This window comes from Ideonella paludis (assembly GCF_018069865.1).
In the GTDB taxonomy this organism is placed as follows: Bacteria; Pseudomonadota; Gammaproteobacteria; order Burkholderiales; family Burkholderiaceae_C; genus Ideonella; species Ideonella paludis.
In genome coordinates this window covers 156,012-178,750 of record NZ_JAGQDG010000009.1, presented here as the reverse complement: position 1 = coordinate 178,750, position 22,739 = coordinate 156,012, and the positions used below count along the sequence as shown (strand labels likewise).

At 64.1% G+C, this 22,739-nt stretch carries 22 protein-coding genes; 10 read left to right on the top strand and 12 right to left on the bottom strand.

The features are described 5' to 3' along the window. From flgJ to KAK11_RS20535, 5 genes are all read right to left on the bottom strand, one after another. The gene (gene flgJ / locus KAK11_RS20555; RefSeq protein ID WP_210811390.1) at nucleotides 1-882 is read right to left on the bottom strand and encodes a flagellar assembly peptidoglycan hydrolase FlgJ; all 882 of its coding nucleotides are present in this window, start codon (nucleotides 880-882) and stop codon (nucleotides 1-3) included. Next, nucleotides 882-1,967: a flagellar basal body P-ring protein FlgI gene (locus KAK11_RS20550; protein WP_210811475.1), complete on the bottom strand. Its 1,086-nt coding sequence runs from the start codon at nucleotides 1,965-1,967 to the stop codon at nucleotides 882-884. The genes flgJ and KAK11_RS20550 overlap by 1 nt, the downstream gene beginning before the upstream one ends. Nucleotides 1,968-2,062: 95 nt before the next feature. Continuing rightward, nucleotides 2,063-2,794 carry a flagellar basal body L-ring protein FlgH gene (locus tag KAK11_RS20545; RefSeq protein ID WP_210811387.1) on the bottom strand — a complete coding sequence of 244 codons (732 nt, stop codon included), beginning with the start codon at nucleotides 2,792-2,794 and terminating at the stop codon, nucleotides 2,063-2,065. A gap of 8 nt (nucleotides 2,795-2,802) precedes the next feature. Beyond that, complete coding sequence (flgG, locus tag KAK11_RS20540; RefSeq protein WP_210811386.1) at nucleotides 2,803-3,585, bottom strand: flagellar basal-body rod protein FlgG; 783 nt, start codon at nucleotides 3,583-3,585, stop codon at nucleotides 2,803-2,805. A gap of 112 nt (nucleotides 3,586-3,697) precedes the next feature. Continuing rightward, nucleotides 3,698-4,525: an enoyl-CoA hydratase-related protein gene (locus KAK11_RS20535; RefSeq protein ID WP_210811384.1), complete on the bottom strand. Its 828-nt coding sequence runs from the start codon at nucleotides 4,523-4,525 to the stop codon at nucleotides 3,698-3,700. A 215-nt stretch (nucleotides 4,526-4,740) separates the two neighbouring features. Between KAK11_RS20535 and KAK11_RS20530 the strand changes: the two genes are divergently transcribed. Both KAK11_RS20530 and KAK11_RS20525 read left to right on the top strand, forming a co-directional pair. Next, on the top strand, nucleotides 4,741-5,364 hold the full coding sequence (locus tag KAK11_RS20530; protein ID WP_210811383.1) for a serine aminopeptidase domain-containing protein: 624 nt from the start codon (nucleotides 4,741-4,743) through the stop codon (nucleotides 5,362-5,364). Further along, nucleotides 5,361-6,209, top strand: coding sequence for an alpha/beta hydrolase (locus KAK11_RS20525; protein ID WP_210811381.1), 849 nt, complete (start codon nucleotides 5,361-5,363; stop codon nucleotides 6,207-6,209). The genes KAK11_RS20530 and KAK11_RS20525 overlap by 4 nt, the downstream gene beginning before the upstream one ends. 7 nt (nucleotides 6,210-6,216) lie before the next feature. Here the strand turns inward: KAK11_RS20525 and KAK11_RS20520 are convergent, their stop codons facing one another. Then, nucleotides 6,217-7,737, bottom strand: coding sequence for a CoA-acylating methylmalonate-semialdehyde dehydrogenase (locus KAK11_RS20520; protein WP_210811380.1), 1,521 nt, complete (start codon nucleotides 7,735-7,737; stop codon nucleotides 6,217-6,219). Nucleotides 7,738-7,869: 132 nt separating this feature from the next. Here KAK11_RS20520 and KAK11_RS20515 point away from each other — a divergent pair, with 132 nt between their 5' ends. The 3 genes from KAK11_RS20515 (at nucleotide 7,870) to KAK11_RS20505 (ending at nucleotide 11,429) form a co-directional block, all read left to right on the top strand. Next, the gene (locus KAK11_RS20515; RefSeq protein ID WP_210811379.1) at nucleotides 7,870-8,799 is read left to right on the top strand and encodes a LysR family transcriptional regulator; all 930 of its coding nucleotides are present in this window, start codon (nucleotides 7,870-7,872) and stop codon (nucleotides 8,797-8,799) included. 95 nt (nucleotides 8,800-8,894) lie between these two features. Further along, on the top strand, nucleotides 8,895-10,454 hold the full coding sequence (locus KAK11_RS20510; RefSeq protein ID WP_210811377.1) for a methyl-accepting chemotaxis protein: 1,560 nt from the start codon (nucleotides 8,895-8,897) through the stop codon (nucleotides 10,452-10,454). Nucleotides 10,455-10,739: 285 nt separating this feature from the next. Then, the gene (locus tag KAK11_RS20505; protein WP_210811376.1) at nucleotides 10,740-11,429 is read left to right on the top strand and encodes a YecA/YgfB family protein; all 690 of its coding nucleotides are present in this window, start codon (nucleotides 10,740-10,742) and stop codon (nucleotides 11,427-11,429) included. Here the strand turns inward: KAK11_RS20505 and KAK11_RS20500 are convergent. Together KAK11_RS20500 and KAK11_RS20495 are read right to left on the bottom strand one after the other, a co-directional pair. Continuing rightward, nucleotides 11,353-12,675 (bottom strand): Hsp70 family protein, encoded by a 1,323-nt coding sequence (locus KAK11_RS20500; protein ID WP_210811374.1) that lies wholly within the window; start codon nucleotides 12,673-12,675, stop codon nucleotides 11,353-11,355. The genes KAK11_RS20505 and KAK11_RS20500 overlap by 77 nt on opposite strands. A gap of 88 nt (nucleotides 12,676-12,763) precedes the next feature. Beyond that, nucleotides 12,764-14,080 (bottom strand): D-amino acid dehydrogenase, encoded by a 1,317-nt coding sequence (locus KAK11_RS20495; protein WP_210811373.1) that lies wholly within the window; start codon nucleotides 14,078-14,080, stop codon nucleotides 12,764-12,766. A 287-nt stretch (nucleotides 14,081-14,367) separates the two neighbouring features. Between KAK11_RS20495 and KAK11_RS20490 the strand changes: the two genes are divergently transcribed. Further along, nucleotides 14,368-14,577: a hypothetical protein gene (locus KAK11_RS20490; protein WP_210811371.1), complete on the top strand. Its 210-nt coding sequence runs from the start codon at nucleotides 14,368-14,370 to the stop codon at nucleotides 14,575-14,577. A gap of 99 nt (nucleotides 14,578-14,676) precedes the next feature. Beyond that, a complete protein-coding gene (locus KAK11_RS20485; RefSeq protein ID WP_210811370.1) occupies nucleotides 14,677-15,807 on the top strand; it encodes a sterol desaturase family protein in 1,131 nt (376 codons plus the stop codon). Between the two features lie 68 nt (nucleotides 15,808-15,875). Here KAK11_RS20485 and KAK11_RS20480 read toward each other — a convergent pair whose 3' ends face one another. Further along, nucleotides 15,876-16,298, bottom strand: a complete 423-nt coding sequence (locus KAK11_RS20480) for a universal stress protein (RefSeq protein WP_210811368.1) — start codon at nucleotides 16,296-16,298, stop codon at nucleotides 15,876-15,878. Between the two features lie 129 nt (nucleotides 16,299-16,427). Further along, entirely contained in the window at nucleotides 16,428-17,204 is a 777-nt protein-coding gene (locus KAK11_RS20475; RefSeq protein ID WP_210811366.1) for a metallophosphoesterase, read from the bottom strand. 240 nt (nucleotides 17,205-17,444) lie between these two features. On the opposite strand from KAK11_RS20475, the gene KAK11_RS20470 reads away from it, so the two are divergent. Continuing rightward, the gene (locus tag KAK11_RS20470) at nucleotides 17,445-18,983 is read left to right on the top strand and encodes a right-handed parallel beta-helix repeat-containing protein (protein ID WP_210811365.1); all 1,539 of its coding nucleotides are present in this window, start codon (nucleotides 17,445-17,447) and stop codon (nucleotides 18,981-18,983) included. 69 nt (nucleotides 18,984-19,052) lie between these two features. Beyond that, nucleotides 19,053-20,045 (top strand): DUF3667 domain-containing protein, encoded by a 993-nt coding sequence (locus tag KAK11_RS20465; protein ID WP_210811364.1) that lies wholly within the window; start codon nucleotides 19,053-19,055, stop codon nucleotides 20,043-20,045. Between the two features lie 21 nt (nucleotides 20,046-20,066). Here the strand turns inward: KAK11_RS20465 and KAK11_RS20460 are convergent, their stop codons facing one another. Then, on the bottom strand, nucleotides 20,067-21,425 hold the full coding sequence (locus tag KAK11_RS20460; RefSeq protein WP_210811362.1) for an esterase-like activity of phytase family protein: 1,359 nt from the start codon (nucleotides 21,423-21,425) through the stop codon (nucleotides 20,067-20,069). Nucleotides 21,426-21,525: 100 nt separating this feature from the next. Continuing rightward, nucleotides 21,526-21,957 carry a DUF1841 family protein gene (locus tag KAK11_RS20455; RefSeq protein WP_210811360.1) on the bottom strand — a complete coding sequence of 144 codons (432 nt, stop codon included), beginning with the start codon at nucleotides 21,955-21,957 and terminating at the stop codon, nucleotides 21,526-21,528. Between the two features lie 38 nt (nucleotides 21,958-21,995). On the opposite strand from KAK11_RS20455, the gene KAK11_RS20450 reads away from it, so the two are divergent. Continuing rightward, the gene (locus KAK11_RS20450; protein WP_210811359.1) at nucleotides 21,996-22,739 is read left to right on the top strand and encodes a sulfite exporter TauE/SafE family protein; all 744 of its coding nucleotides are present in this window, start codon (nucleotides 21,996-21,998) and stop codon (nucleotides 22,737-22,739) included.

The window sequence follows — 22,739 nt, the reverse complement described above, 5'->3', positions numbered from 1 at the left end:
TCAGCCGTTCACGCTGCGCTGCAAGCGCAAGGTGGTGTTGATCACCCGGCCCAGCTTTTCGGCGTAGGCAGGGTCGGTGGCATAGCCAGCCTTTTGCAAGCCTTCTGCAAAGCCCTTGGCATCAGCGCCGGCAGCCACCACATTGGCATAGCGCGGGCTGTTCTTGATCAGCTGGGCATAGTCTTTGAAGGAGTCGGCATAGCTGTCATAGGCGCGGAACTTCTGCACCACTTTGCGGGCGACGCCGTTGCTGTACTCCGTGGTCAGCACATCCACGGTATCGCCTTTCCAATTGCCTGTGGCCTTGATGCCAAACAGGTTGTGGGCGCTGCTGCCGTCGGGATGCTTGATCTCTTTGCGGCCCCAGCCGCTTTCGTGGGCGGCTTGGGCAATCATGAACTCGGCCGGAATGCCGCTGGTCTTCTCCGCGGCTTCAGCCGCTTGGGTGTGCTGCTGCACAAAGCTGGCGGCCGACTTCTGCGGGAGTGTGACTTTGGCGTCCGGGCGGGTCAGCTCCAGGGGCTTGGCCAGCGCCTCTTTGTCGACCTTGGGGATGGGCCCCGGGCTCATGCCCATTTGGCGCTCCAACTGGCGAGCGATCACGTCGCTCAAGCTGCCGGGTGCGCCCGAGAGCTTGGTGGCCAGTTGGGTGTCCAGCATTTCATAGCCCAGCTTGGTGCCTTCGTTGGAGAGGGGGTCTTCGGCCAGGGTCGCATTGCGCATGCTTTTGAGCAGCTCTTGCATGAAGATGGCTTCAAACTGCTTGGCCGCTTCGCGGGTGACGGCCTTGGGGTCTTGAGCGGCGCGCTGCTTGAGCAGCTCCAGCCCGCGCACATCACCGAAGCCGGATCCCGCGCCTTGTAACGAGCTTGAGGGCGTCATCAGATCACCTCCAGTTCCGCTTGCAGTGCGCCTGCGGCCTTCATGGCCTGCAAGATGGCCAGAAGATCTTGTGGTGTGGCGCCCAGTGAATTCAAGGCCTTGACCACATCGGCCAACTTAGCCCCTTCGGGCAGTTGGATGATGGCGCCGCCTTGCTGCTGGATGGCGATGTCTGCTTTTTCGCCCACCACAGTTTGGCCGCCGGACAGCGCATTGGGCTGGCTGACCACCGGTGTGGAATTGATGGTGACCGACAGGCTGCCGTGTGCAATGGCGCACGGCGCCAAGGTCACGGCCTGGTTCATCACCACGGAGCCGGTGCGTGGGTTCAGCACCACGCGCGCCGCAGGTTTGGCCAGCTCAATCGGCAGGTTTTCAATGTCGGCCAGGAAGGCGACCCGCTCATTCATGTCTTGCGGCGCTTTGACTCGCACGATGCGGCCATCCAAGGCCTGGGCGGTGCCGTCGCCTTTGTCTTTGTTAATGGCTTGGGCCACTGCGCGTGCGGTGTTGAAGTCGCCGGCGGCGACATCCAACTGAATGAACTCACCTTGGTGCAGCGGGGTGGGCACGCTGCGCTCCACGGTCGCGCCTTGCGGCACACGGCCGCCGCTGAGGTGGTTGATTTGCACCTTGGAGCCGCCTGCGGCCGCACCTGCGCCGCCCACGATCAGGCCGCCTTGGGCGATGGCATACACCTGCCCGTCGGCGCCCTTCAGCGGGGTGGCAATCAGGGTGCCGCCGCGCAAGCTCTTGGCATTGCCGATGGACGACACGCTGACGTCAATTTGCTGGCCCGGCTGGGCAAAGGCTGGCAGTTGCGCCGTCACCAGCACGGCGGCGATGTTCTTGATTTGCATGGCCGTACCGGGCGGCACGGTGATGCCCATTTGCTGCAGCATCGAGTTCAGGCCTTGGGCCGTGAACGGGGCTTGTGCGGTTTGGTCGCCGGTGCCGTCCAGGCCCACCACCAGGCCATAGCCCATCAACTGATTGCTGCGCACGCCTTGCACGGCCGCCACCTCTTTGAGCCGCTGTGCGGCTTGGCTGGGCCAAGGCCACCAGAGTGCGGCCCAGGCCATCATCGCAACAAGGGTGAGGGCGTGTTTGCTGGCGCGGGAAAAGGTGGTCATGGTGTTGGCAAGTACTTCAGGGAGCTTGCCAAAGATTCTGAGCAAACTTAAACCGGCAGAAGGTTTAAGAAGAACCGTGCGAGCCAGCCAATTCCCTGGGCATCGGACATTTGGCCGCGGCCGCGGTGCTCGATGCGCACATTGGCGATCTGAGCGCTCTGAACGGTGTTGCCCGGCAGGATGGCGCGGGGGTCCACATGGCCGGTGAAGCGCAGCACATCGACGTTATGGTTGACGCCGATTTGCTTCTCGCCAGCGATCAGCAGATGGCCGTTGGGCAGCACACCGGTGACGATGGCGGTGATGGTGCCGCTGAAGTCGTTGGTGTTCTCGGTCGTCCCCGAGCCTTCAAACTTGTTGGTGCCGTTGGCGTTGGCTGCAGTACGGCCCAGCTCGAAGCTGTTGGGTTTGACGCCGGGCAGCGCGGTGATGCCCGCATCGACCGAGGCCTTTTTGTCCACCGTGCTGGTGGCCGACTGCGTGGCACTGACCTTTTCGGCAATGCGCACGGTCAGTGTGTCGCCGACATGGCGTGCGCGGTAGTCCTCGAACAAGGGGCGGTAGGCGGCAGAGGCGTAGATGGAGCCTGTGACGGCGGGGGGCGGTGGTGTCGGCACCGCCATGGGCTCGTAGGCGGCCATGACCAAGGGCCCGCTGGCGGGCATGGCCGGCGCCGTGGCCGTAGGGAACTCGACGTTGGGCACAGGGTAAATGGTTTGGCAGGCGCTCAGGGCCAAGAGTGGCAGGGCTGCGGCCAGGGTGCGGGTGAGGAGCGACATCATCAGCCTCACAGTTGCGACAGACGCTGCAGCATCTGGTCGGAGGTGGAAATGGCCTTGGAGTTCAGCTCGTAAGCGCGCTGAGTCTGGATCATGGACACCAGCTCTTCCACCACGTTCACATTGCTGGTTTCCAGAAAGCCTTGTTGCAGCGTGCCCAGGCCGTTGGCACCTGGGTTGCCCGCCTGCGGCGCGCCGGAGGCGGCGGTTTCAGCAAAAAGGTTTTGCCCGCGTGGCTCCAAGCCCGCCGGGTTGACAAAGGTGGCCAACTGCAACTGGCCGACGGTTTGCGGCACGGGCTGGCCGGGCAGGGCCACGCTGACCACGCCGTCGTTGGAGATGGTCACGCTTTGAGCGGTCACAGGAATAGTGATGCCCGGCTGCAGCAAGTAGCCACTGTTGGTGACGATCTGGCCTTGCGCATCCAACTGAAACGCGCCATCGCGGCTATAGCCGGTGGTGCCATCCGGCATGGTGATCTGGAAGAAGCCGTTGCCCTTGATGGCAATGTCCAAGGTGCCTGAGCTCTGCTGCAAGTTGCCTTGCGCGAAGTTGCGCGCCGTGGCGACCGCCCGCGTGCCCAGGCCGATCTGCAAGCCCGTGGGCAGTTGCGTCTGCTCAGAGCTGGCGGCGCCGGCTTGGCGCAGGTTTTGGTAGATCAGGTCCTCGAACACCGCATGGGCGCGTTTGTAGCCGGCCGTGGCGGTGTTAGCGAGGTTGTGCGAGATGTGGTCCAGCTGAGTTTGCTGGGCCTCCATCCCGGTCTTGGCAATCCAGAGTGATCGAAGCATGGGTACTGCTCCCATAAAGGGTGATGACCCGATGATCGACTGGACTTGAGGCGCCCAAGGCCCCAAAAAGCAGGGGCTTCACCGCGCAGTTTGCAGGCGCCGTGGTGCTGGCTCAGAGGGGGGCTAGCGGCTCAAACTGGGCGGCCTGCTTGGTCTGCCACGCCGCGATGGCTTGGCTCATCTCAGCGATGTCAAAGATGGCGCTTTGCAGCAGGCTCATCTGGGCCAGGGCGTCTGCCGTGCTGTGGTCGCGGGCATAGTTCAGGGCCTGCTTGCTGCCGGAGATGGCCAAAGGGCTCTTGGCGGCGATCTCAGCGGCCAAGGCCAAGGCGTGCGCTTCAAGCGCCGTTGCATCAGGCAGCACGGCATTCACCAGGCCAGCCGCCAGCGCGCGCTCGGCCCCCAGGCGCTCGCCGGTGTAGCAAAGCTGGCGCACCAAGCCCTGCGGCAGCAGCTTGGGCAAGCGCTGCAGCGAGCCCAGGTCGGCGGCCATGCCGATGTGGATCTCTTGCACCGTGAAGAAGGCATCGGCGCTGCACACCCGCACATCACAAGCGGCAGCCAGGTCCAACGCCCCGCCAATGCAGCCCCCTTGCACGGCGCAGATCACCGGAAAGCGCGCCTCCTCCAGCACCGAGAAGCACGCCATCAGCCGCTGCAGGCCCGCGGTGAAGGCCTGGCGCTGCCGTGCGGTGGAGGTGTTGAGCATGGATAAGCCACCGGCAAACACCTCCAAGGCCATGCCCGCTGAGAAATGCTTGCCGGTGGATGAGATCACCAGCACCCGCGTCTGCCCCGCATCGTCCAGCGCCTGCACGGCGTCCTTGAGGGCCGGGAAGAAGGTCGGCTCCATGGTGTTCATGCGTTCAGGGCGGTTCAGCACCAGGCGCGAAATGCCGCTGGCAGGGTCGGTGTGGACGGTGAAGGCGGGGTGGGACATGGGGAGCTTTCTGTCTGGTAGGGCAAGGGGACTGTCGATCGCCACGGATGTTAGGGCTTGAGGCCGAGCCGGCGCGCCAGGGTTTGCGGCAAGATAGGGCGATGCAGCGCCAATCGGATGAACCTTGTTGTTTGATGCTCCCAGGATTGGACGGTACAGGCCACCTGTTTGAGCCCTTGTTGCAGTCATTGGGTGATCGGTGGCCCAGTCGAGTCATGTGCTACCCCGCCAATCCCGGCTGGGGTTATGCAGAGCTGCTGTCGTGGTTGCAGCAGCAAATCTCTAACGATCAGCCGCTTTTCCTCCTTGCGGAGTCCTTCTCGGGCCCTTTGGCCATTGAGTTGGCGACGCGACGGCCTGATCAGGTGCGAGGCATCGTGCTGTGCTGCACCTTTGCCGCCAACCCGCGGCCCAGCTTGCGGTGGGCGGCACGGCTGTTGCCTTGGCTGCCTGTGGTGACCTGGCCCAGCGGGCCCATGCTGCGTCTGCTCATGGGGTCCTACGGGACAACTGAGGGCCGCAGGCAGATGGTCGAGGTGGTGTCAAGCCTGTCACCGGAGTTGGTGCGGGCACGCTTGGCGGCTGTGATCGCGGTGGATGTGCGGCCCGTCCTGCCAAGCTTGAGGCCGCCCGTTTGGGTGCTGCAAGCTGGGGCTGACGCGCTGGTGCCTGACGCTGCCACGCAAGAACTCTGTCACGGCATTGCCCAGGCCCAACGTGTGCGGCTGTTGGGGCCCCACGCCTTGCTGCAGGCTTGTCCTGAGGCGGCTGCCGCTGTTTTGAGGGATGCTTGGCGGCAGTGCTTCCCCGATCATCCTGCTGAAAGAGCCTCCTCATGAACCACACGCTGACCACTCCTGACGGCATCTCCTTGGCGCTGCGCACGTGGGTGCCGGCAGGCTCGCCACGGGGCCAGGTGCTCGTCGTGCATGGCTTGGGCGAGCACATGGGCCGCTATGAGGCGCTGGCGCAAGACTTGGCGGCACAGGGCTGGGCGGTGCAGGCCTACGACCAGCGCGGGCACGGAGCGTCTGGCGGCGGGCGCGGGCAGATGGCGGCTGACGAGAGCCTGCTGGCTGATTTGGGCCAGGTGCTTCAACATGTGCGCAGCGCGCCCTCATGCGGGCCTTTGATCCTGCTGGGGCACAGCATGGGCGGCTTGGTGGCGGCGCGCTATGTGGCCGAAGGCCTGCAAGCCAGGCCGGCGCCTTGGTGGCAGGCGGTGGACGGGTTGGTGCTGTCCTCACCGGCCTTGGATGCGGGCATGACGGTGATTCAAAAGCTGTTGACCGCCGTGGTGTCGCGTGTGGCACCCAACTTGGCCGTAGGTAATGGCTTGAACCTGGATGACATCTGCCGCGACCCTGCCGTGGTGAAGGACTATGCGGCCGACCCCCTGGTGCACGACCGCATCAGCGGCCGCCTGGCCCGCTTCATTGCCGAGGCGGGGCCTTGGGTCGAAGCGCGGGCAGCGCAATGGCGCACGCCCACCTTGCTGATGTGGGCGGGGGCCGACCGCTGCGTCAATCCGGCTGGCTCAGCGCGATTCGCTGCGGCCGCACCGCAACAGGTCTTGACCGCCCAAACTTGGCCCATGCTGGCCCATGAAATCTTCAATGAGCCCGAGCGAGCAGACGTGGTGGCGCGGTTACAGGCTTGGCTGGGCAGCCGCTTGAACGCATAGACCCGGCTTACTTGGCGGTGGGCATCACAAACTCAGCGCCCTTGCCAATGCTGGCGGGCCAGCGCTGCATGATGCTTTTTTGCTTGGTGTAGAAGCGCACGCCTTCTTCGCCATAGGCGTGCATGTCGCCAAACAGGCTCTTCTTCCAGCCGCCAAAGCCGTGCCAGGCCATGGGCACGGGGATGGGCACGTTGATGCCCACCATGCCTACTTGCACGCGGCGGCTGAACTCGCGCGCCACATTGCCATCGCTGGTGAAGCAGGCCACGCCGTTGCCGTATTGGTGGGCGTTGACCAGGTCGAGGGCCTCGGCAAAGTCTTTGACGCGCACGCAGGCCAGCACCGGGCCGAAGATCTCTTCTTGGTAGATGCGCATCTGCGGGGTGACATGGTCGAACAGCGTGCCGCCGGTCCAGAAGCCGTCTTCCAGGCCTTGCGGGCGCACGCCGCGGCCATCCACCACCAACTGAGCGCCTTCTTCCACGCCCAGGGCGATGTAGCCCTCGATGCGGTCGCGGGCCTCGCGGGTGACGATAGGGCCCATCTCGGCGTCCAACGCCATGCCGTTCTTGATCTTCAGAGTCTTGGCGCGCTCGGCGAGTTTCGGCATCACCTTGTCGGCCACATCACCCACCAGCACCGCCACGCTGATGGCCATGCAGCGCTCACCGGCGGAGCCATAGGCGGCGCCAATCAGCGCGTCCACAGCTTGCTCCACATCGGCATCGGGCATCACCACCATGTGGTTCTTGGCGCCGCCCAGGGCTTGCACCCGCTTGCCATGGTGGGCACCGGTCTCGTAGATGTATTGGGCAATGGGCGTGGAGCCCACAAAGCTGATGGCCTTCACATCGGGGTGGGTCAGCAGCGCATCCACGGCCAGCTTGTCGCCCTGCACCACATTGAACACGCCGTCGGGCAAGCCGGCCTGCTTGAGCAGGTCAGCAATGAACAGGCTGGGGCTGGGGTCGCGCTCGGAGGGCTTGAGCACAAAGGTGTTGCCGCAGGCCAGGGCCACCGGGAACATCCACATGGGCACCATGCAGGGGAAATTGAACGGCGTGATGCCGGCCACCACGCCCAAGGGCTGGCGCAAGGTCCAGTTGTCGATGCCGGTGCTGACCTGGTCGGTGAAGTCGCTCTTGAGCAGCTGCGGCGCACCACAGGCGAACTCGACGATGTCGATGCCGCGCATCACCTCGCCCTGGGCGTCGGTGAAGACCTTGCCGTGCTCGGCCGTGATCATGGCAGCCAGAGTGTCTTTGTGCTGGTTGAGCAAGGCCAGGAAGTTGTTCAAGACGCGGGCGCGGCGAATCGGCGGGGTCTCGGCCCAGGCCGGGAAGGCGGCGGCGGCGGCGGCCACCGCGGCGTGCACATCGGCCTCAGCGGCCAGGCGCACATGGCGAGCCACGGCGCCGGTGGCTGGGTTGTAGACCGCTTGGCGACGCTCGCCGGACCCGGCATAGGGGGCGCCCGCGATGAAGTGGGCAATGTCGGCGGAGCTGGTGTAGGGCAGGGGTGCTGTCATGGCGGCCTGAAGACAAGGGAGTGGAAGCTGGCAGTCTAGTGAGTGCGGCGAGGCTTTGAAATGCGGCCCCACTGGATTCATTGTTCTGAAAAATGAACAATAGAGGGTGAAATGCGCTTTGGGAACTGCACGATGAGCACCGACCTGAGAACCCTGATGTGGAGCCATGTGCACGCGCTGACGGTGCTGGCCGAGGCTGGCAGCTTCACCACGGCGGCCCAGCGTTTGGGCGTGTCCAAGGCGGCCATGAGCCAACGCGTGGCCGAACTGGAGCGGGCCTTGGGCGTGCCCCTGGTGCGCCGCACCACCCGCAGCATGCAGCTCACCGAGGCGGGCTTGCGCCTGGTGGAGGCCACCCGGGGCAATTTCGAGGCCATTGCCCAGGCCTTCAGCGGCATTCAAGAGCTGGCGGCTGAGCCCCGTGGGCTGCTGCGGGTGACCGCCCCGGTGGCCTTGGCGCGCCAGCATTTGGTGGACTTGCTGCCGCAGTTCTTGAAGCAGTATCCGCAGGTGCGCTTGGAGCTGGACCTGTCCGACCGCCTGCGCCCGCTGGCGCAAGAGGGCTTTGATCTGGCCATCCGCCACACCAGCATGCCGCCTGATACCCATGTCGCCTGGGCTCTGCGGCCCACACATTCCTTGCTGGTTGCCAGCCCGGCTTACCTGGCCCAGCGCGGGCAGCCCGGTCACCCGAGTGAGTTGAGCCAGCATGCCTGTTTGCTCTACCCCCGACCCGGCGAGGCCAGCGCCTGGAGCTTGGAGCCCAAGAACGGCGATGCAGCGGGGCGTGTCAGCGTGGCGGTCAGCGGGCCCTTTGCGGCCAATAACAGCGAAGCCCTGCGCGAGGCCGCCGTGGCGGGATTGGGCATCGCGCTGCTGCCCGACTTCAGCGCACAGCGCGCGCTGGCCAGCGGGCAGTTGCTGCCGGTCTTGCCGCACTGGCAGCCGGTCGGGGCGTTTGGCTCGCAGATTTGGGCCGTGCGCCCGCACAGTGCGCAAGTGCCTTTGGCGGTGAAGGCGCTGGTGGCGTTTTTGCGTCAAGCCTGGGGCACCAAGCCCTGAAATGCCCCCCAAAGCGCAGCTACTTTCAGCCGCCCAGCGGCCTAAGCCCTCCAGACAATCGGGCATTGATGAGTGTTTCCCCGAAAAGAGGGTCTATGGGCAAATCCGCTGCGCTCCATCTCAGCCTGGCCAAGCGCCTGGGGCTGGGTTTTTCCATGTTGTTGTTGGCGACGTGCTTGGTGGCAGGGCTTTCCCTTTGGGAGCTGCAGGCCCAGGGGCAGCGCATGCGGCAGATTGTGGAGGTCAACAACAGCAAAGCAGAGTTGGCTCATGGTTTGATGGAGAACATCAGCAGCATGGCCATCCAGGCGCGATCCATCACCCTCTTGACAGATGTGAAGGACATAGACGCCGAGACTGCCCAAATGGCGCAGGCCCTGCGTGACTATGCCAAGTTGTTCCAGACGCTGGATCAACAAGTTCGGGCCGAAGGTGATCCGCCAGAGCTGGCGCTGACCACCGCCATCGCAGCCGCCGCCGACAAGGCGATTCCCTTGATCAAGCAGGCCGCCCATGAAGGCGAGATCGGCGCAGGGGTCGAGGCGACGCTGACCTTGACCAGCCGGGTCAGGCCCGCGGAGACGGAGTGGCGCAAGCACGTCAGCAGCTATTTGGCGCATGTGGCTGCCGAGAACGGCCACGCTGCCGAGCAGGCCTTGCAGGCCCAGCACCGCGCGGGCCTGCTGATCGGTGGGGTGCTGCTGCTGGCCTTGGTGTTTGGAGCCTTGCTGGCGTGGCGGACGACCCGCAGTGTCACAGTCCCGGTCGGCCAAGCCGTACAACTGGCCGAAGGCATTGCGCAAGGTGACCTGAGCCTGCCTCTGCCAGACCAGCGCCATGATGAGATGGGGCGATTGTTCGATGCGATGTCGCGCATGCAAAACCATTTGCGCGAGCTGGTGGGGGGTATCCGCGCCTCAGCAGAGTCTTTGCGCACCGCCAGTGCCGAGGTTGCCGCCGGCAACCTGAATCTGTCTCAACGCACCGAGGTCGCGGCTGGCAATTTGCAGGAGGCTGCCTCGTCCTTGACGCAGGTGACCGACACCGTCCGGCAGTCTGCGGACGCGGCGCAGCAGGCCAACGCAATGGCGGCAACGGCAGCGCAGGTGGCCCGCAAAGGCGGCGATGTGGTGGGGCAGGTGGTCGACACCATGGAGCGTATCAATGAGTCGTCGCGGCGCATTTTCGACATCATTGGCGTGATTGACGGCATCGCCTTTCAGACCAATATCTTGGCCCTCAATGCCGCTGTCGAAGCCGCACGCGCCGGTGAGCAGGGCCGTGGCTTTGCGGTGGTGGCGGGCGAAGTGCGAGGCTTAGCTGGGCGCTCGGCTCAAGCCGCCAAGGAAATCAAGGCCTTGATTGGCGCCAGCGTGGAAACCGTGGACCAAGGCGCACGCCTGGTGGCGGATGCGGGCTCCACGATGGAAGAGCTGGTCAGCAATGTGGCCTTGGTGCAGGGCATCATTGAAGAGATCACGACAGCGTCGAGCCAGCAAAGCTCGGGTTTGGCGTCGGTGAACACGTCGGTGGGCCAACTGGATGCCATGACGCAGCAAAACGCCGCGTTGGTCGAGCAATCGGCGGCCTCGGCAGACAGTCTGCAGGTCCAAGCGGAGCGCTTGGCCCACATGGTCAGTGTGTTCAAGCTGTAGAGCCGCAGGCTCGCAGCCTGTCTGTCGCCCACCCCACGAAAAAAAACGACCCAACCCGTGAAGGTTGGGTCGCTGGAAGTCCTCCGAGAGGACGTCGTTGGGACCGGTTGTCTAACCAGGCTGCTTCTTTGCAGAACCAGCGCTAGGCCTGACGATGAGAGAACTGTATCGCACAGGCGAGGGTGTTACAAACCCCCAATTGGGGGGTGACCCTTGTTTTGATCCTGAGATCGCTGCTTTCAAGCCTGTTGAAGCGCATCGAGGTGCCCGAGCGACAATCCAGGCATGGCTGAACCCCTTTCCCCCCTGAACGAAGACGAGATGTCCGAGCTGGACGCTGCGCTGGACGCGATTCCTGCGCCGCTGGAGCCGCTCGACCTCTCCATGTTGGACGGCTACCTCGTGGGAGTGCTGCTGCAACCCCAGGCGGTACCGCCAGAGCAGTGGTTTGCCCATGTCGTGGACGTGGACGGCCGCCCGGCGCCCAAAGGCTTCAACACCGCGCGCCTGCAGGCCTTGGCCACACGCCGCCATGCCGAGCTGAACCGCGCCATTCACCACCGCCAATGGTTTGACCCTTGGGTGTTTGAGTTGGAAGAAGACGAGGACCCGCTACAGACCGTCATGCCCTGGGTGGCGGGCTTTGCCACGGCGATGGAGTTTTTCCCCGCACTGACCAACCTGGACTCGGCCGATGTGCTGGAGCCGCTGGCCGTGCTCTACCGATCTTTCGACCCCGACGACTTGGAAGATGCCGACGAGCTGTTGGCCATGATCGAAGAGCTGGAGCCGCCCAACGACCTGGCCGAAGCCGTCGAAGCCTTGGTCAGCAGCAGCCTGCTGCTGGCCGATGTCAGCCGGCCGCAGCCCAAGAAACCGGCGGCTGTGAGGCGTCCGCCTAACCCAGGAGCCGCACGGCGTGCAAGCCAAGGCCCTGGGCCACGCTCGCGAGGCGGTCGCCCCGGATCACGCTAGCCTGCGCAAACGGCGCGGCAATGCGGGTGGCCAGCGGCAGCAGGCCGGTGGAGCCTCCCGTCAGGTAGACCACGTCGATGTCGGCGGGCTTGAGCCCCGCCATCCGCACGGTCTCCACCCCCGCATCCACAATGCGCTGCAGGTCTGCGTCCACCGCGCCCAGCGCTTGGGGCTCGGTGAGTGCAGCCTTCAGGCCCCGCTCCACCTGCCACAGGTCGATGTCGGCTTGGCCGCCTTCAGCCACCGCAATCTTGGCGGCCTCCGCCTCGCTCAGCAGCGCATGGCCCAGGCGCTCTTGCACCACGGTCATCAGGCGGCCATGCAGCAGCGGGTCGGCATAAAAACTCTTCATGCCACGCAATTCCATCACCCGCTGGGGGCTGTAGAGCGTGTTGATCAAGTGCCAAGTGGCCAGGTCGAAGTAAGCGCGGCTGGGCACTTCGCGCTGCGCAGGTGGTGGGCCTAGAGATTTGTAGCCGATCAAGGGCAGGATGGCGCTGAGTTCGATGTGGCGGTCGAAGTCTGTGCCGGCAATGTGCACACCGTGGCTGGCCAAGATGTCGCCGGATCGATCCAGGCGCGCACGCCGCTCAGGCCCCACCCGCACCACAGAGAAGTCCGAGGTGCCGCCGCCGATGTCCGCCACCAAGACCCACTGCTCGCGGGTGGCGGTGCTTTCATAGTCCAGCGCGGCGGCGATGGGCTCGAACTGAAAGCTGATGTCGGTGAAGCCCACCGCACGGGCTGCGGCTTCCAGGGCGTTCTGGGCTTGGGCGTCGCGCTCGGGGTCGTCGTCCACAAAGAACACCGGGCGGCCCAGCACCGCGCGGGTGAGCGGGCCACCCGCCTCGGCTTCGGCCAAGGTCTTGAGGTGGCGCAGATAGCCGCTCAGGATGTCAATGAACTTGACGCCTCGGCCATCGCCAATGTCGGTGCTTTGCTCCACCAGGCTGGAGCCCAACACGCTCTTCATCGAGCGCATCAGGCGGCCTTCCATGCCTTCCACATAGGCGGCCAGCGCCGCGCGGCCGTAGAGGCGGCGAGGGTCCTCGTGCGGGGCTTGGCCTTCCATGGTGTAGAACACCGCGGTGGGCATGGTGGGCAGGCCGTCTTCGACGGCGACCAAGCGCACGCGCTGCTCTCCAACCGGCAGGGCAATGGCCGAGTTGGAGGTGCCGAAGTCGATGGCGCAAAAGCGGGCGCCGTGAGCCGCTGAGCGGGGCAGGGGAGAAGATGGTGCAGACATATCACGCCTCAGCGAGGGGGGCGCGATTCTGGCACACACGCAGGGGCCGCTTCTGCGAAGGCGGCCTGCGTGTGACGTGCGTGCTCGATCAGGCGTTGGACAGGGCCACGCGGCTGCGTGCTTGGGGCGCACGCGGGCCGCAGAAGCCAAAGTTGAGCTGGGGCTGTTGGCCCATCATCAACTCGGCCAAGGCCCGGCCAGAGCCTGCACCGTGGGTCCAGCCCAGCGTGCCGTGCCCCGCGTTCAGCCAGAGGTTGGGTAGTCGTTCAGCCCGGCCGATGTAGGGAATGTTGGTGGGCGTGCTGGGGCGCAGGCCAGTCCAGAAGTTGGGCTCGCTGGTGTCGGCCACACCGGGGAACAGTTCCTCGTAGCGGCGCACCAGCGCGGCGCAGCGCACCTGGGCGGTGGCAGTGTCCAAGCGGGTGTCGTAGCCCGCCATTTCAGCCGTGCCGGCGATGCGGATGGTGTCACCCAGGCGCGAGATGGCGATCTTGCGCGTGTCGTCCAAGAGGCTGACGCTGCTGGCTTGCTCAGGCTTCTTCAGCTTCAGCGTGGCGGAATAGCCCTTGGCGGGGTAGATGTCCAAGTCCACGCCCACCGGGCGCAACAAGGCGGTGCTGTAAGAGCCCATCGCCACCACGTAGTGGTCGGCCTGCAGCGTGCTGCCCAACTCGGTGTGGCGGTTGACCACGCGCACGCCGCTGATCTCGCCACCGGCGGTGTTCAGGCCCAAGATGTCGTGCTCCCACAGGAACTTGACGCCGCGCTCGGCGCACAAGGCGGCGAGCTTTTGCGTGAAGGTGCAGGCATCGCCCGACTCGTCGCTGGGTGTGTAGGTGCCGCCGTGGATGTGGCTGCCAAAGCTGGCCAATGCGGGCTCGACCTTCAGCACCTCTTCGCGGCTCAGCACGCGGCGGTCCACACCGTAGCGGCGCATCAACTCGGCCCCTTGAGCCCCAGCCTCAAAGTCGGCGGCCGAGGAGAAGAAGTGCAGGATGCCTTTCTCTAGGCGGTTGTAGCTGATGCCCGTGTCGGCCACCAAGCTCTTCAGCGATTCATGGCTGTAAGCGCCCAGAGCCACCAGCTGCTGCACATTGCGGGCAAAGGCGGCGTCGGTGCACTGGGTCAAGAACTTCACGCCCCAGCGCCACTGATACGGGTCGAGGCGCGGGCGGAACAGCAGGGGGGAGTCGTCACGCAACAGCCATTTGGCCACTTTCAGCGGCGCCCCGGCATTGGCCCAGGGTTCGCAAAAGCTGACCGAAATCTGGGCGCCGTTGGCATAGCTGGTTTCCAGGGCCGCATCGGCTTGGCGATCGATGACGGTGACCTCATGCCCCTGTTGGTTCAAATACCACGCGGTGCTGATGCCAATGATGCCGGCGCCGAGAACGATGACTTTCATGAAAGAGAGCTCTGGTTGCGTTGAGGTGGCCGAGCCCGACGGGCCCGTCACGGTGCGGCGGATTGTGAGGGGCGAGGCCTCGTTTTTGAAGTGAAAGTAATTTAAATCAATAATCATTAGAAATACTGATTTAACGACATGAACGTTCCCGCCTTCGCTGAATTCGGTTTGTCGCGACAGCCCGAGGCAGAAAGCCGCAAAAGAGGGTGAAAGCCCGACTCCTCTGCCCTTATGGTTGGAGCCAATGCGCCGAAACTCCAAGAGCCACAGACGCATTGGAGACCATCATGAGCACCCCGTCCCGCCCCAGCTTTCTGCGCCGCTTGATGGGCCATCCTGCCCCTGCGCCGGAGTTTGACGCGGGCGATATGGGCACGGCGTTTGGCATGGACTACTGCCTCGATCAGCGTCCCTTGGAGCCCCTGCCCAGCCCGGCCGAAGTGGCCGAGGCCGAGCGACAGGCGCGTGTCTGGAGCTTCCGCCGCGACCGCAACTGAAGGTGCGTCCGGGTCCCGGCGCCTGACCGGTAGGCGCCGCGGCCGTGATCCTTGTCGATAATCCCTCCCTTCGATCAAAACACCAAGGGCGGGAGTGGCATGGACACACTGGACAAACTCAATCAACTGGCTGAATCGCACGGGCCGCTCAAGCCGGGCAAGGGCATGGTCTCAGGCACCATCGCCTTGGTGTTGGGCATCTTGTGCTTCTTGGGGGTGCTGGCCTTTCACTTCCCTGAGTACCTGACCACGCCGGAGCTGCGCAAGAACTACAGCGTGGACGTGATCCGCCAACTGATGTATGGCGGCATGGTGATCGCCGGCGGCTTGTCGCTGTTCAACATCGTGCTGGGGCGCGTGCGCTGGTTGTCGCTGGGCGCTTTCACCTTGGTCGCGCTGACCGCCTTTTTGGGCGGCCACAAAGTCATGGTCAATGACTTCCCGGATCACACGCCCTACATCGGGCTGGACTGGTTCATCCTCGATTTGCTGGGCTCTTCGCTGATCTTCATCTTCATCGAGAAGCTGTTTGCACACCGCAAAGACCAGCCCGTCTTTCGCGCCGAGTGGCAAACCGACCTGACCCACTTCATCGTCAACCACATGGTGGTGGGCTTCATCTTGCTGGCCACCAATTTGCTGGTGCACAAGCTGTTTGGCTGGGCGGTGCAGGACGGCATTCGCGGCTGGGTGCAAAACCTGCCCTTTGTGCCGGCGCTGCTCTTGATCATCTTGGTGGCCGATCTGGTGCAGTACTGGGCCCACCGGGCCTATCACGAGGTGCCCTTGCTGTGGCGCATCCACGCGGTGCATCACAGTGTCAAGAGCATGGACTGGATCGCGGGCTCGCGCCAGCACATCTTGGAGCTCCTGATCACCCGCACGGCGGTGCTGGCCCCCATCTTCTTGCTGGGCTTTTCCAAAGAAGTCATCGACGCCTATGTGGTGGTGGTGGGCTTCCAGGCGGTGTTCAACCATGCCAATGTCAGCGTGCGCTTGGGGCCGCTGCGCTATGTGATCGTCACGCCGAACTTCCACCACTGGCATCACTCGCAAGACGCCGAGGCCATTGACCGCAACTACGCGGCACACTTTGCCTTTCTCGACCACCTGTTCGGCACCGCGGTGCAGGCTGATCGCCAATGGCCGGGTCAATACGGCGTGGTGGGCGACTACGTGCCCGACGGCTTCTGGGCCCAGTTCAAGTTCCCTTTCACCTGGAAGGGGTGAAACAGGCAAGGACCTGGAATGCGAAAGGGGCCCGAAGGCCCCTTTTTCTTGGCTCGACGCTGAAAAGATCAGCGCACCAGCAAGACCGGCGTGCTGCAGTGAGCCATGACCTTGGTGGCCACCGAGCCCATCACGAGATTGGCCAGTGAGCTGTGGCCGTGTGAGCCCATGATCAGCAGGTCAAATTTGCCTTTGTCGGCGGTGGCTGCAATCACGTCGGCGGCATTGCCCACCTTGGAGACATAGGTGGCCTGAATCTTTTGCTTGTTGAAGAAGGTCCGGATGGGTTTGAAGACCTTTTCCGCTTCGTCGTCGTAATGCGACTTCAGCAAGGCCTTGTCCAACACGGCAGCGGCGCGGGCAGGCACCGCGGGCACGGTGTGAACCACGGTGTATTCGTGGTGCGCACCCAGCCACTCGTCATGGGCCGCCAGATAGGCCAGCATGCGTTTGGTGTAAGCACTGCCGTCGGCGGCAACCAGAATCTTCATGGTGAATCTCCTTGAGGTGAATGGTGTCAGTGTGGCAGCCTCTTGCTCAGAGGTCTTGCCTTACATCAAGCCAAGCATAGCTGGCGCCGCACCGCATGGCATGTGGATAGCCACAAGGCCGCACGCTGCTCACACCGTGATCAGCTTAAGGCCATCCCAGCCTTCGGCCTCGCCTTTGCGGGCCAAGCCGCGTGCCTGGCACACCACGCGGGAAGGTGTTTGGCCGGCCCGATCGAGCGTGTAGTCATGACGGCAATGAAGATGACCGTGCAGCCACAGGTCGGCTCGGGGGATCAAGTCATCGTCGGCGCAGCAAAAGCTGGCCGTGCCGGGCTGCTTGCCAAAGCGTGGGTCGGCGCTGCGCAGGCTGGGTGCAAAGTGGGTGATGACGCAGGTGGCATCCCAGCGCCCTTGGGCCGGTTCGCTGAGCACTTGCTCCAGCCAGGCGCGGCATTGCAGGCCGGCTTCCCGAACCGCCGCTGCGTCAAAGGGGGCGCCGCGCCAGCGGCTGTTCATCACACGTTGGAAGTAGCCAGCCGCTCGCATCGCGCGCTCGCGCTGGCTGGCACCAAAGAGGTCAAAGTCGCTCCAGCGCACGGTGCCGCAAAAACGGATGCGCCGGCCATCGTCGCCGGTCAGGACTGTGCTGGCTTGCTCCAAGAGTTGGATACCCAGGGCTTCGCAGCGCGCCTGCAAGGCGGGCCAGGCTTCTTCCACCGCTCGGCCGTCAAACTCATGATTGCCCGCGACCATCAAGACAGGGACCGGCCAGTCTTTGAACAGCGCCAGGGCGTCCCAGCGGGTGTCGATGTCGCCAGCCAGGATCAAGGCCTCTGCGCCCAGGGCGGGTTCGGGGTCATAACTCTCGGTTTCGAGGTGAAGGTCGGACAGCAATTGAAGGCGCATGGCCCGAATGATCGCCCAAGTGCCTGAGGTCGCCATGCCAATTAGTGCGCGGCCGCGTCGCAGAGCACCCACAGCGCACCAAGCCGTGTGCGGCGCACTCCCAACAAACTGTGTACTCCCCAGAGGGATGCCGGCGATAAAACCCTCAGGGGTGTCCTTCCTGTTTATCCTGTTGGCGGGATCAGCTGGGATCACTCCACAGGGCTCACAGAAGCCGAGAGGTCGTCGAGGGGAATTCGCATGCGCGCACCTGCGTTGGGATTGGTGTGGTTGGCGCTATGGGGCAGCGCTGCGGCAGGAGCCACCGAATGGTCGGTACGGCCTTCGTGTGTCGGGGTGGCTTACTGCTTTACCAACCCCATGGGCAGCACGTTGGTGAATGGCCGCACTGTCAGCTTGGCAGGGCGTTGGAGCTTCTTCCAGCCGGGCGATGTCTTGGTCATCTACCCGGCCGCCAATGGTGCCGCGTGGCTGCCCACGGGCTCGCTGGGCAGTGCACCGGCCTTGAACATCGACAGCGCGCGCGGCACCGCCATGGCCCCCATCAAGGTCATGGGGGCGGCCGGGCAGGTGGTCAAGCTGGGCCAAGGGCTGAACATCACCAACGGCACGCAGCACCTGCAGGTGTCTGGGCTTGACATCACCGACCCCCGCCCGGGCCGCCATGCCGTGGTCATTGATGGAGGCAGCAGCGACATTGTGCTGAGGGCCAACCGCATCCACGACGCGGCGCTCAATGGACTCAACATCACGCCAGCGGCGGGGCCGCGATTGCTCATCGGGCCGGACAACGTCCTGGCCAACAACCGGGGCAACGGAGCGGCGATAGGGGCTTCTGGGCTGAACCCCATCACCGGCGCCTTGGGGTCTTACTTCACTGGCAACACGGTCACTGGCAACGGCCGCCATGGCGTGTCGTCCGAGGCCTCCTATTGGTCGATCGAGCGCAACCAAGTCTTGAGCAACGGCACTTTGGTGGGCGGCACCTCGGGCATCCATCTCTTCAGCCCCAGTGACAATGCTGCACCCGATTGCGATGGCAATGTGGTGGCCTACAACTATGTCAACGGCCAGCAAGACAGCCAGCAGGCCGACGGCAACGGCATCCAGATCGACCACTTCTGCGACTACAACATCGTGGCCTTCAATGTGGCCTGGGGCAATGCCGGCGCGGGCATCAGCCTGCTGGTCGGGCGCGGCAACTACATCGTGGCCAACACCGTGGGCGGCAATGCCACCGATACCAACCGATTGCGCTTCTCTGGGGTGTTCAGGGCCGAAATCGGCTTGGCCAGCAGCACCAGCGTTTGCTACAACAACGATGACTATGGCCAGTGCCTGGGTTGGCTGCCTGTGCCGGCAGGCCGCAGCGGCGGCAATTTCATCTACGGCAACCTCGTCTACAGCACCCAGGCTGCGGTGCCTGCGATTGGCGCCACCCCCGACTTCAGTGACCCGGCGCGCCACAGCAATGCGCTCTACCCCAATTTGTTTTTCAATGGCGGTGGTGGCGCCAACCTCTTGTGGCGCGGCGTGGGCTACAGCACCGTGGCCGATATTGATCGCGTCACCGGCATGAGTGCCTATGGGGGCGGCAATGCGGTCGAGGTGCCCGCCTTCGCCAACCCCGGCGCTCCGGGCAAGGGCAGCGATGGCCTGCGGCTGCTGAAACGCCCCAGCCAGCCTGGTTGGTCCATCTCGCCCGGCACGCCCGACTTGCTGGGCAAATTGCCGTTTGCGGGCGGCGGCCAGTTTGGGGCGTATTACAGCCCGCCCTGACGCGGCGATAATTCGCACCTTCCTGATTTGCGGGCTGGGGTGCAGTTGGCCCAGGCCGAGTTGTGCGCCATGTCTTCCTCGCCGTCTTCTACTGAGGTCGCCCACCACGGCGCATCGGACGCTTGTCTGAATTGCGGTGCTGTGCTGATGCCCCAAGCCAAGTTTTGCCACGCGTGTGGCCAGGACACGGCCAATCACCCGCCCAGCTTGTTTGAGTTTGTGCACGAGTTCGTCGCGCACTATGTGGCCCTCGAAGGGGCTTTGTGGCGCTCACTCAAGGGCTTGGCCTTCAAGCCAGGCTTTTTGACAGTGGAGTATCTGGCCGGGCGCAAGGCGCGCTATGTGCTGCCGCTGCGCTTGCTCCTGACCTTGGGCTTCATCTTCTTCTTGTTGGAAAAAGTCTGGCCTGACCCGGAGGAGACTGCCCCAACGGTGATCTCCATTTCGGCCTCGGCCTCCGCCCCGGCCGAAATCGCATCTGCTGCCGCGTCTGCCGCAGCGGTGGCGGTTGCTGCGGCGAAGCCTTTGGCAAACGCTTCAGCAGCGTCGAAGTCGCTCGAAGTGGAGGAGCCTGAAGAGCCATTGGGCACTAGAGGCTTCATCAGCAATGTTGATCAGTTTCCTGTTTGGTTGCAGCCCAAAGTCGCGGCTGCCAAGGCGCGCTGGGACAAAGACCCAGAAGCCGAGAACGCCCGACTTAGGAACAAAGTGCTCTCGCTCATGCCGTATGCGGTCCTGTGCTCATTGCCGTTTTTTTCAGGCATCTTGGCACTGGTGTTCTGGCGGCGAAGGTCGACTTATGGTGCGCACTTTGTGTTTGCCATGCACTTGCATGCGTTCTTCTATTTGAGCCTGATCGTACTGGGGGCGGTCTCACTGGAGTGGCTGTCGACGCTGATCACCCTGTGGGTGCTGGTCTATCCCCTGTTGGCGATCAAGCGCACCTACGCCTTGAGATGGCCAGCAGCCATCGGCTGCAGCGGTGTAGTGGCTGTGCTTCATGCGATGTTGCTGGTGGTCATGGTCATTAGCGTGTTCCTATTGGGCGCCCTTGCGCCCTGAGGCACAAGGGCTGCCGCAGACTTAGCGAGGCAAGGTCTTGCCGAAGCGCTGGTTCTCAAACACCGAGCCACCCAAGTCTTGGCTGTCGAACGCAAAGACGAAGAACTGGTTGGGGTTGTTCAGGCCAGCGGCCGTGGTGGCCAAGAAGTCATTGTCGTTGGCCAGATAGAGCGTGTGTTTGACCTGGCCATCCACCATGATGTCGGGGCCAAAGGTCATGGCTTCCAACTTGGCCGGGATTTGCGTGTCCGCAAAGCCCGCCGCATTCAAGGCGGCGCGCACATCCAAGAACAAGGTCTTGGCTGGGGCTGCGGCCAACAAGGCGGTCGCGCCCGACAAGTTGCTCACATCCTGGGCCGCGCTCAGGTCCACCTTCCAGATCTGCTTGACCACGGCTGCGCTGCCGTCGCCCAGGCCCTTGCCATCTCGCTCCAGCACCAAGAACTCGTGGCTGTTGAGCGCTAGGATCTCGCTGCTGTTGTAGGCCTTGTTCATGGCCGGGATGAAGTTGTCGTAGGCGTACTGGCTGATGGCGCCGGTGGCCAGGTCAATCTTCACAATCCGGTTGGCACGTCCACCGTCGCCGCCGTCTTGGATCAGCGGGCTCTGCATAAAGCCGAACAGCGTCTTGCCGTCCGGGCTGATGGCCAAGCCTTCCATGCCTTTGTTGGCGACGCGGCCGCTGCTGTTGCCGCTGATCTCCACCGAGCCCATGGCCGAGAGCGAGGTCGCTGCGAAAGTGCTGGCGGGCAGTTCGAACACGCGCAGGCGGCGGCCTGTTTCGCGGCTGAACTCGTAGACATAGGGGCCGTATTCATCGGAGATGAAGACCTTGCGACCATTGCGCGAAACGCGAATGCCTTCAGGGTCCAGGCGGGCGTTGCTGCTGCTCAGTGAGTTGGCAGCCGAGGAGAAATTGTCGGAACGCCCCGAGAAGTGGTGCTTGTGGCGCTTGTTGGCGGCCGGCACAGCCGGGCCATACACCAAAGCCTCCTTGGACCACAGCAAGGTGGTGCCGGTCAGTTGGGCGTTCAGGGTGTAGGGCAGGGGGCCGCTGGGGTTGGGGCTGAGCGTGATGGTCAGCGTCTGCAAGCGGGGGATCCAACTGCTGGTGTTGTCCACCGCAGCATTCCATTCGGTGGCGTTAGGGCCGCGGTCGGGCAGGGCGACAAAGGTCGTGCCACCGGCCCAGGCCAGGCCCGAGCCCAAGCCGCCAAGCAGGTTGCCGCGCACGCCGTTTTCTAGCAGCGCACTTTGGCCCGAGAGGTCCGTGGCGTCGCCCGGCAACTGGCCCGTGGCGATCAAGGTAGGCGCAGCGTGCGCCGCCAGTGCGGCACAGCCCATGGCCAGCACCACGCTCTTGAGGAATAGTTTCTTCATGACTCTCTCCAGAATTTTTGGGGGAGAGAGCAGTCTCGCGAGACCGGGTGTCGAGCCGGTGTCAGTCGTGTGACGGTTCCATGACCGCTGCGCTGGGGCGTCAGCGCGTGGCCCGGCGCCGCACGGCGTCCAGATAGGCCAGGCCATCGGGGGGCTGGCCGCTGCGTTGGGATTGCCAAATCATCTCGCCCAGGCATTCCATGACCTCGTGCTGGGCCTCATGCAGGGAGTTGCGCTTGGCCGCCAGCAGCTCTACGGCTTGGCGGATGCCGCGAGGCTGGTCGATGGACACCTGCTCGCTGATGGTCAGGTGCATGGAGAGGTGCAAAAAGGGGTTGGTGCGGCCATCGTCCACGGTGTAGACGGCGGCCAGCGCAGCCTCCACATCGGCAAGGTCGGCGTGGTACTCAGGGTGCTCGTCCATCCAGCCGGCGGCCAGCACCTCAATGGGCGCCATGGGCTGGCCCTGGCGCTGCTTGGCAAAGGTGTCGCAAAAGAAGCGGCGAACGTCGTTTTGAGAGGGCTGGAACATCCGAGAATTGTCGCCTCTTCCACACCGAGCGCCTCGCTTTGATCACCGATTGGCAGTTTTACGCTGTGGCCATTCCGGCCGTGGTGCTGATGGGCTTGTCCAAAAGCGGCTTCGGTGCGGGTTTTGGCGCATTGGCGGTGCCTTTGATGGCCTTGGCCATCCCGGTGCCGCAGGCCGCAGCAATCATGCTGCCGCTGCTGGCCATCATGGACGCCATGGGTTTGATGGCCCTGGTGCGCCAGGCGGACTGGCGTCTTCTGCGCCTGCTGCTGCCCGCCGGGCTGCTGGGTACGGTGGTCGGCACAGTGCTGTTTGGCGTGCTCAGCGCCAAGGTCGTGGCAGCCGTGGTGGGCGGCATCACCTTGTTGTTCTTGGCCATTCGCTTGGCGTTTCCGCCGCGTGCTGATGCTCCGCCGCCGCCGCCCTGGCTGGGCTTTGTGCTGGGGGTGACCTCGGGCTTCACCAGCTTTGTGGCCCATGCGGGCGGGCCGCCAGTGAGTTTTTATGTGCTGCCCATGCGCCTGGCGCCGGTGGTCTTCACGGCGACGATGGCCGTGCTGTTCGCGGCCATCAATGCCTCGAAGTGGGTGCCCTATGCCTGGCTGGGCTTGATTGACACCACCAACCTGGCCACCTCACTGGCGCTGGCGCCGTTTGCGCCCTTGGGCGTGTGGCTGGGTCTGCGCTTTGTGCGGCGGGTCAACCCCACCTGGTTCTATCGCTTGTTCTATGCCGGCATGGCAGCCACAGGCTGCAAGCTGCTGTGGGACGGGCTGCATTGA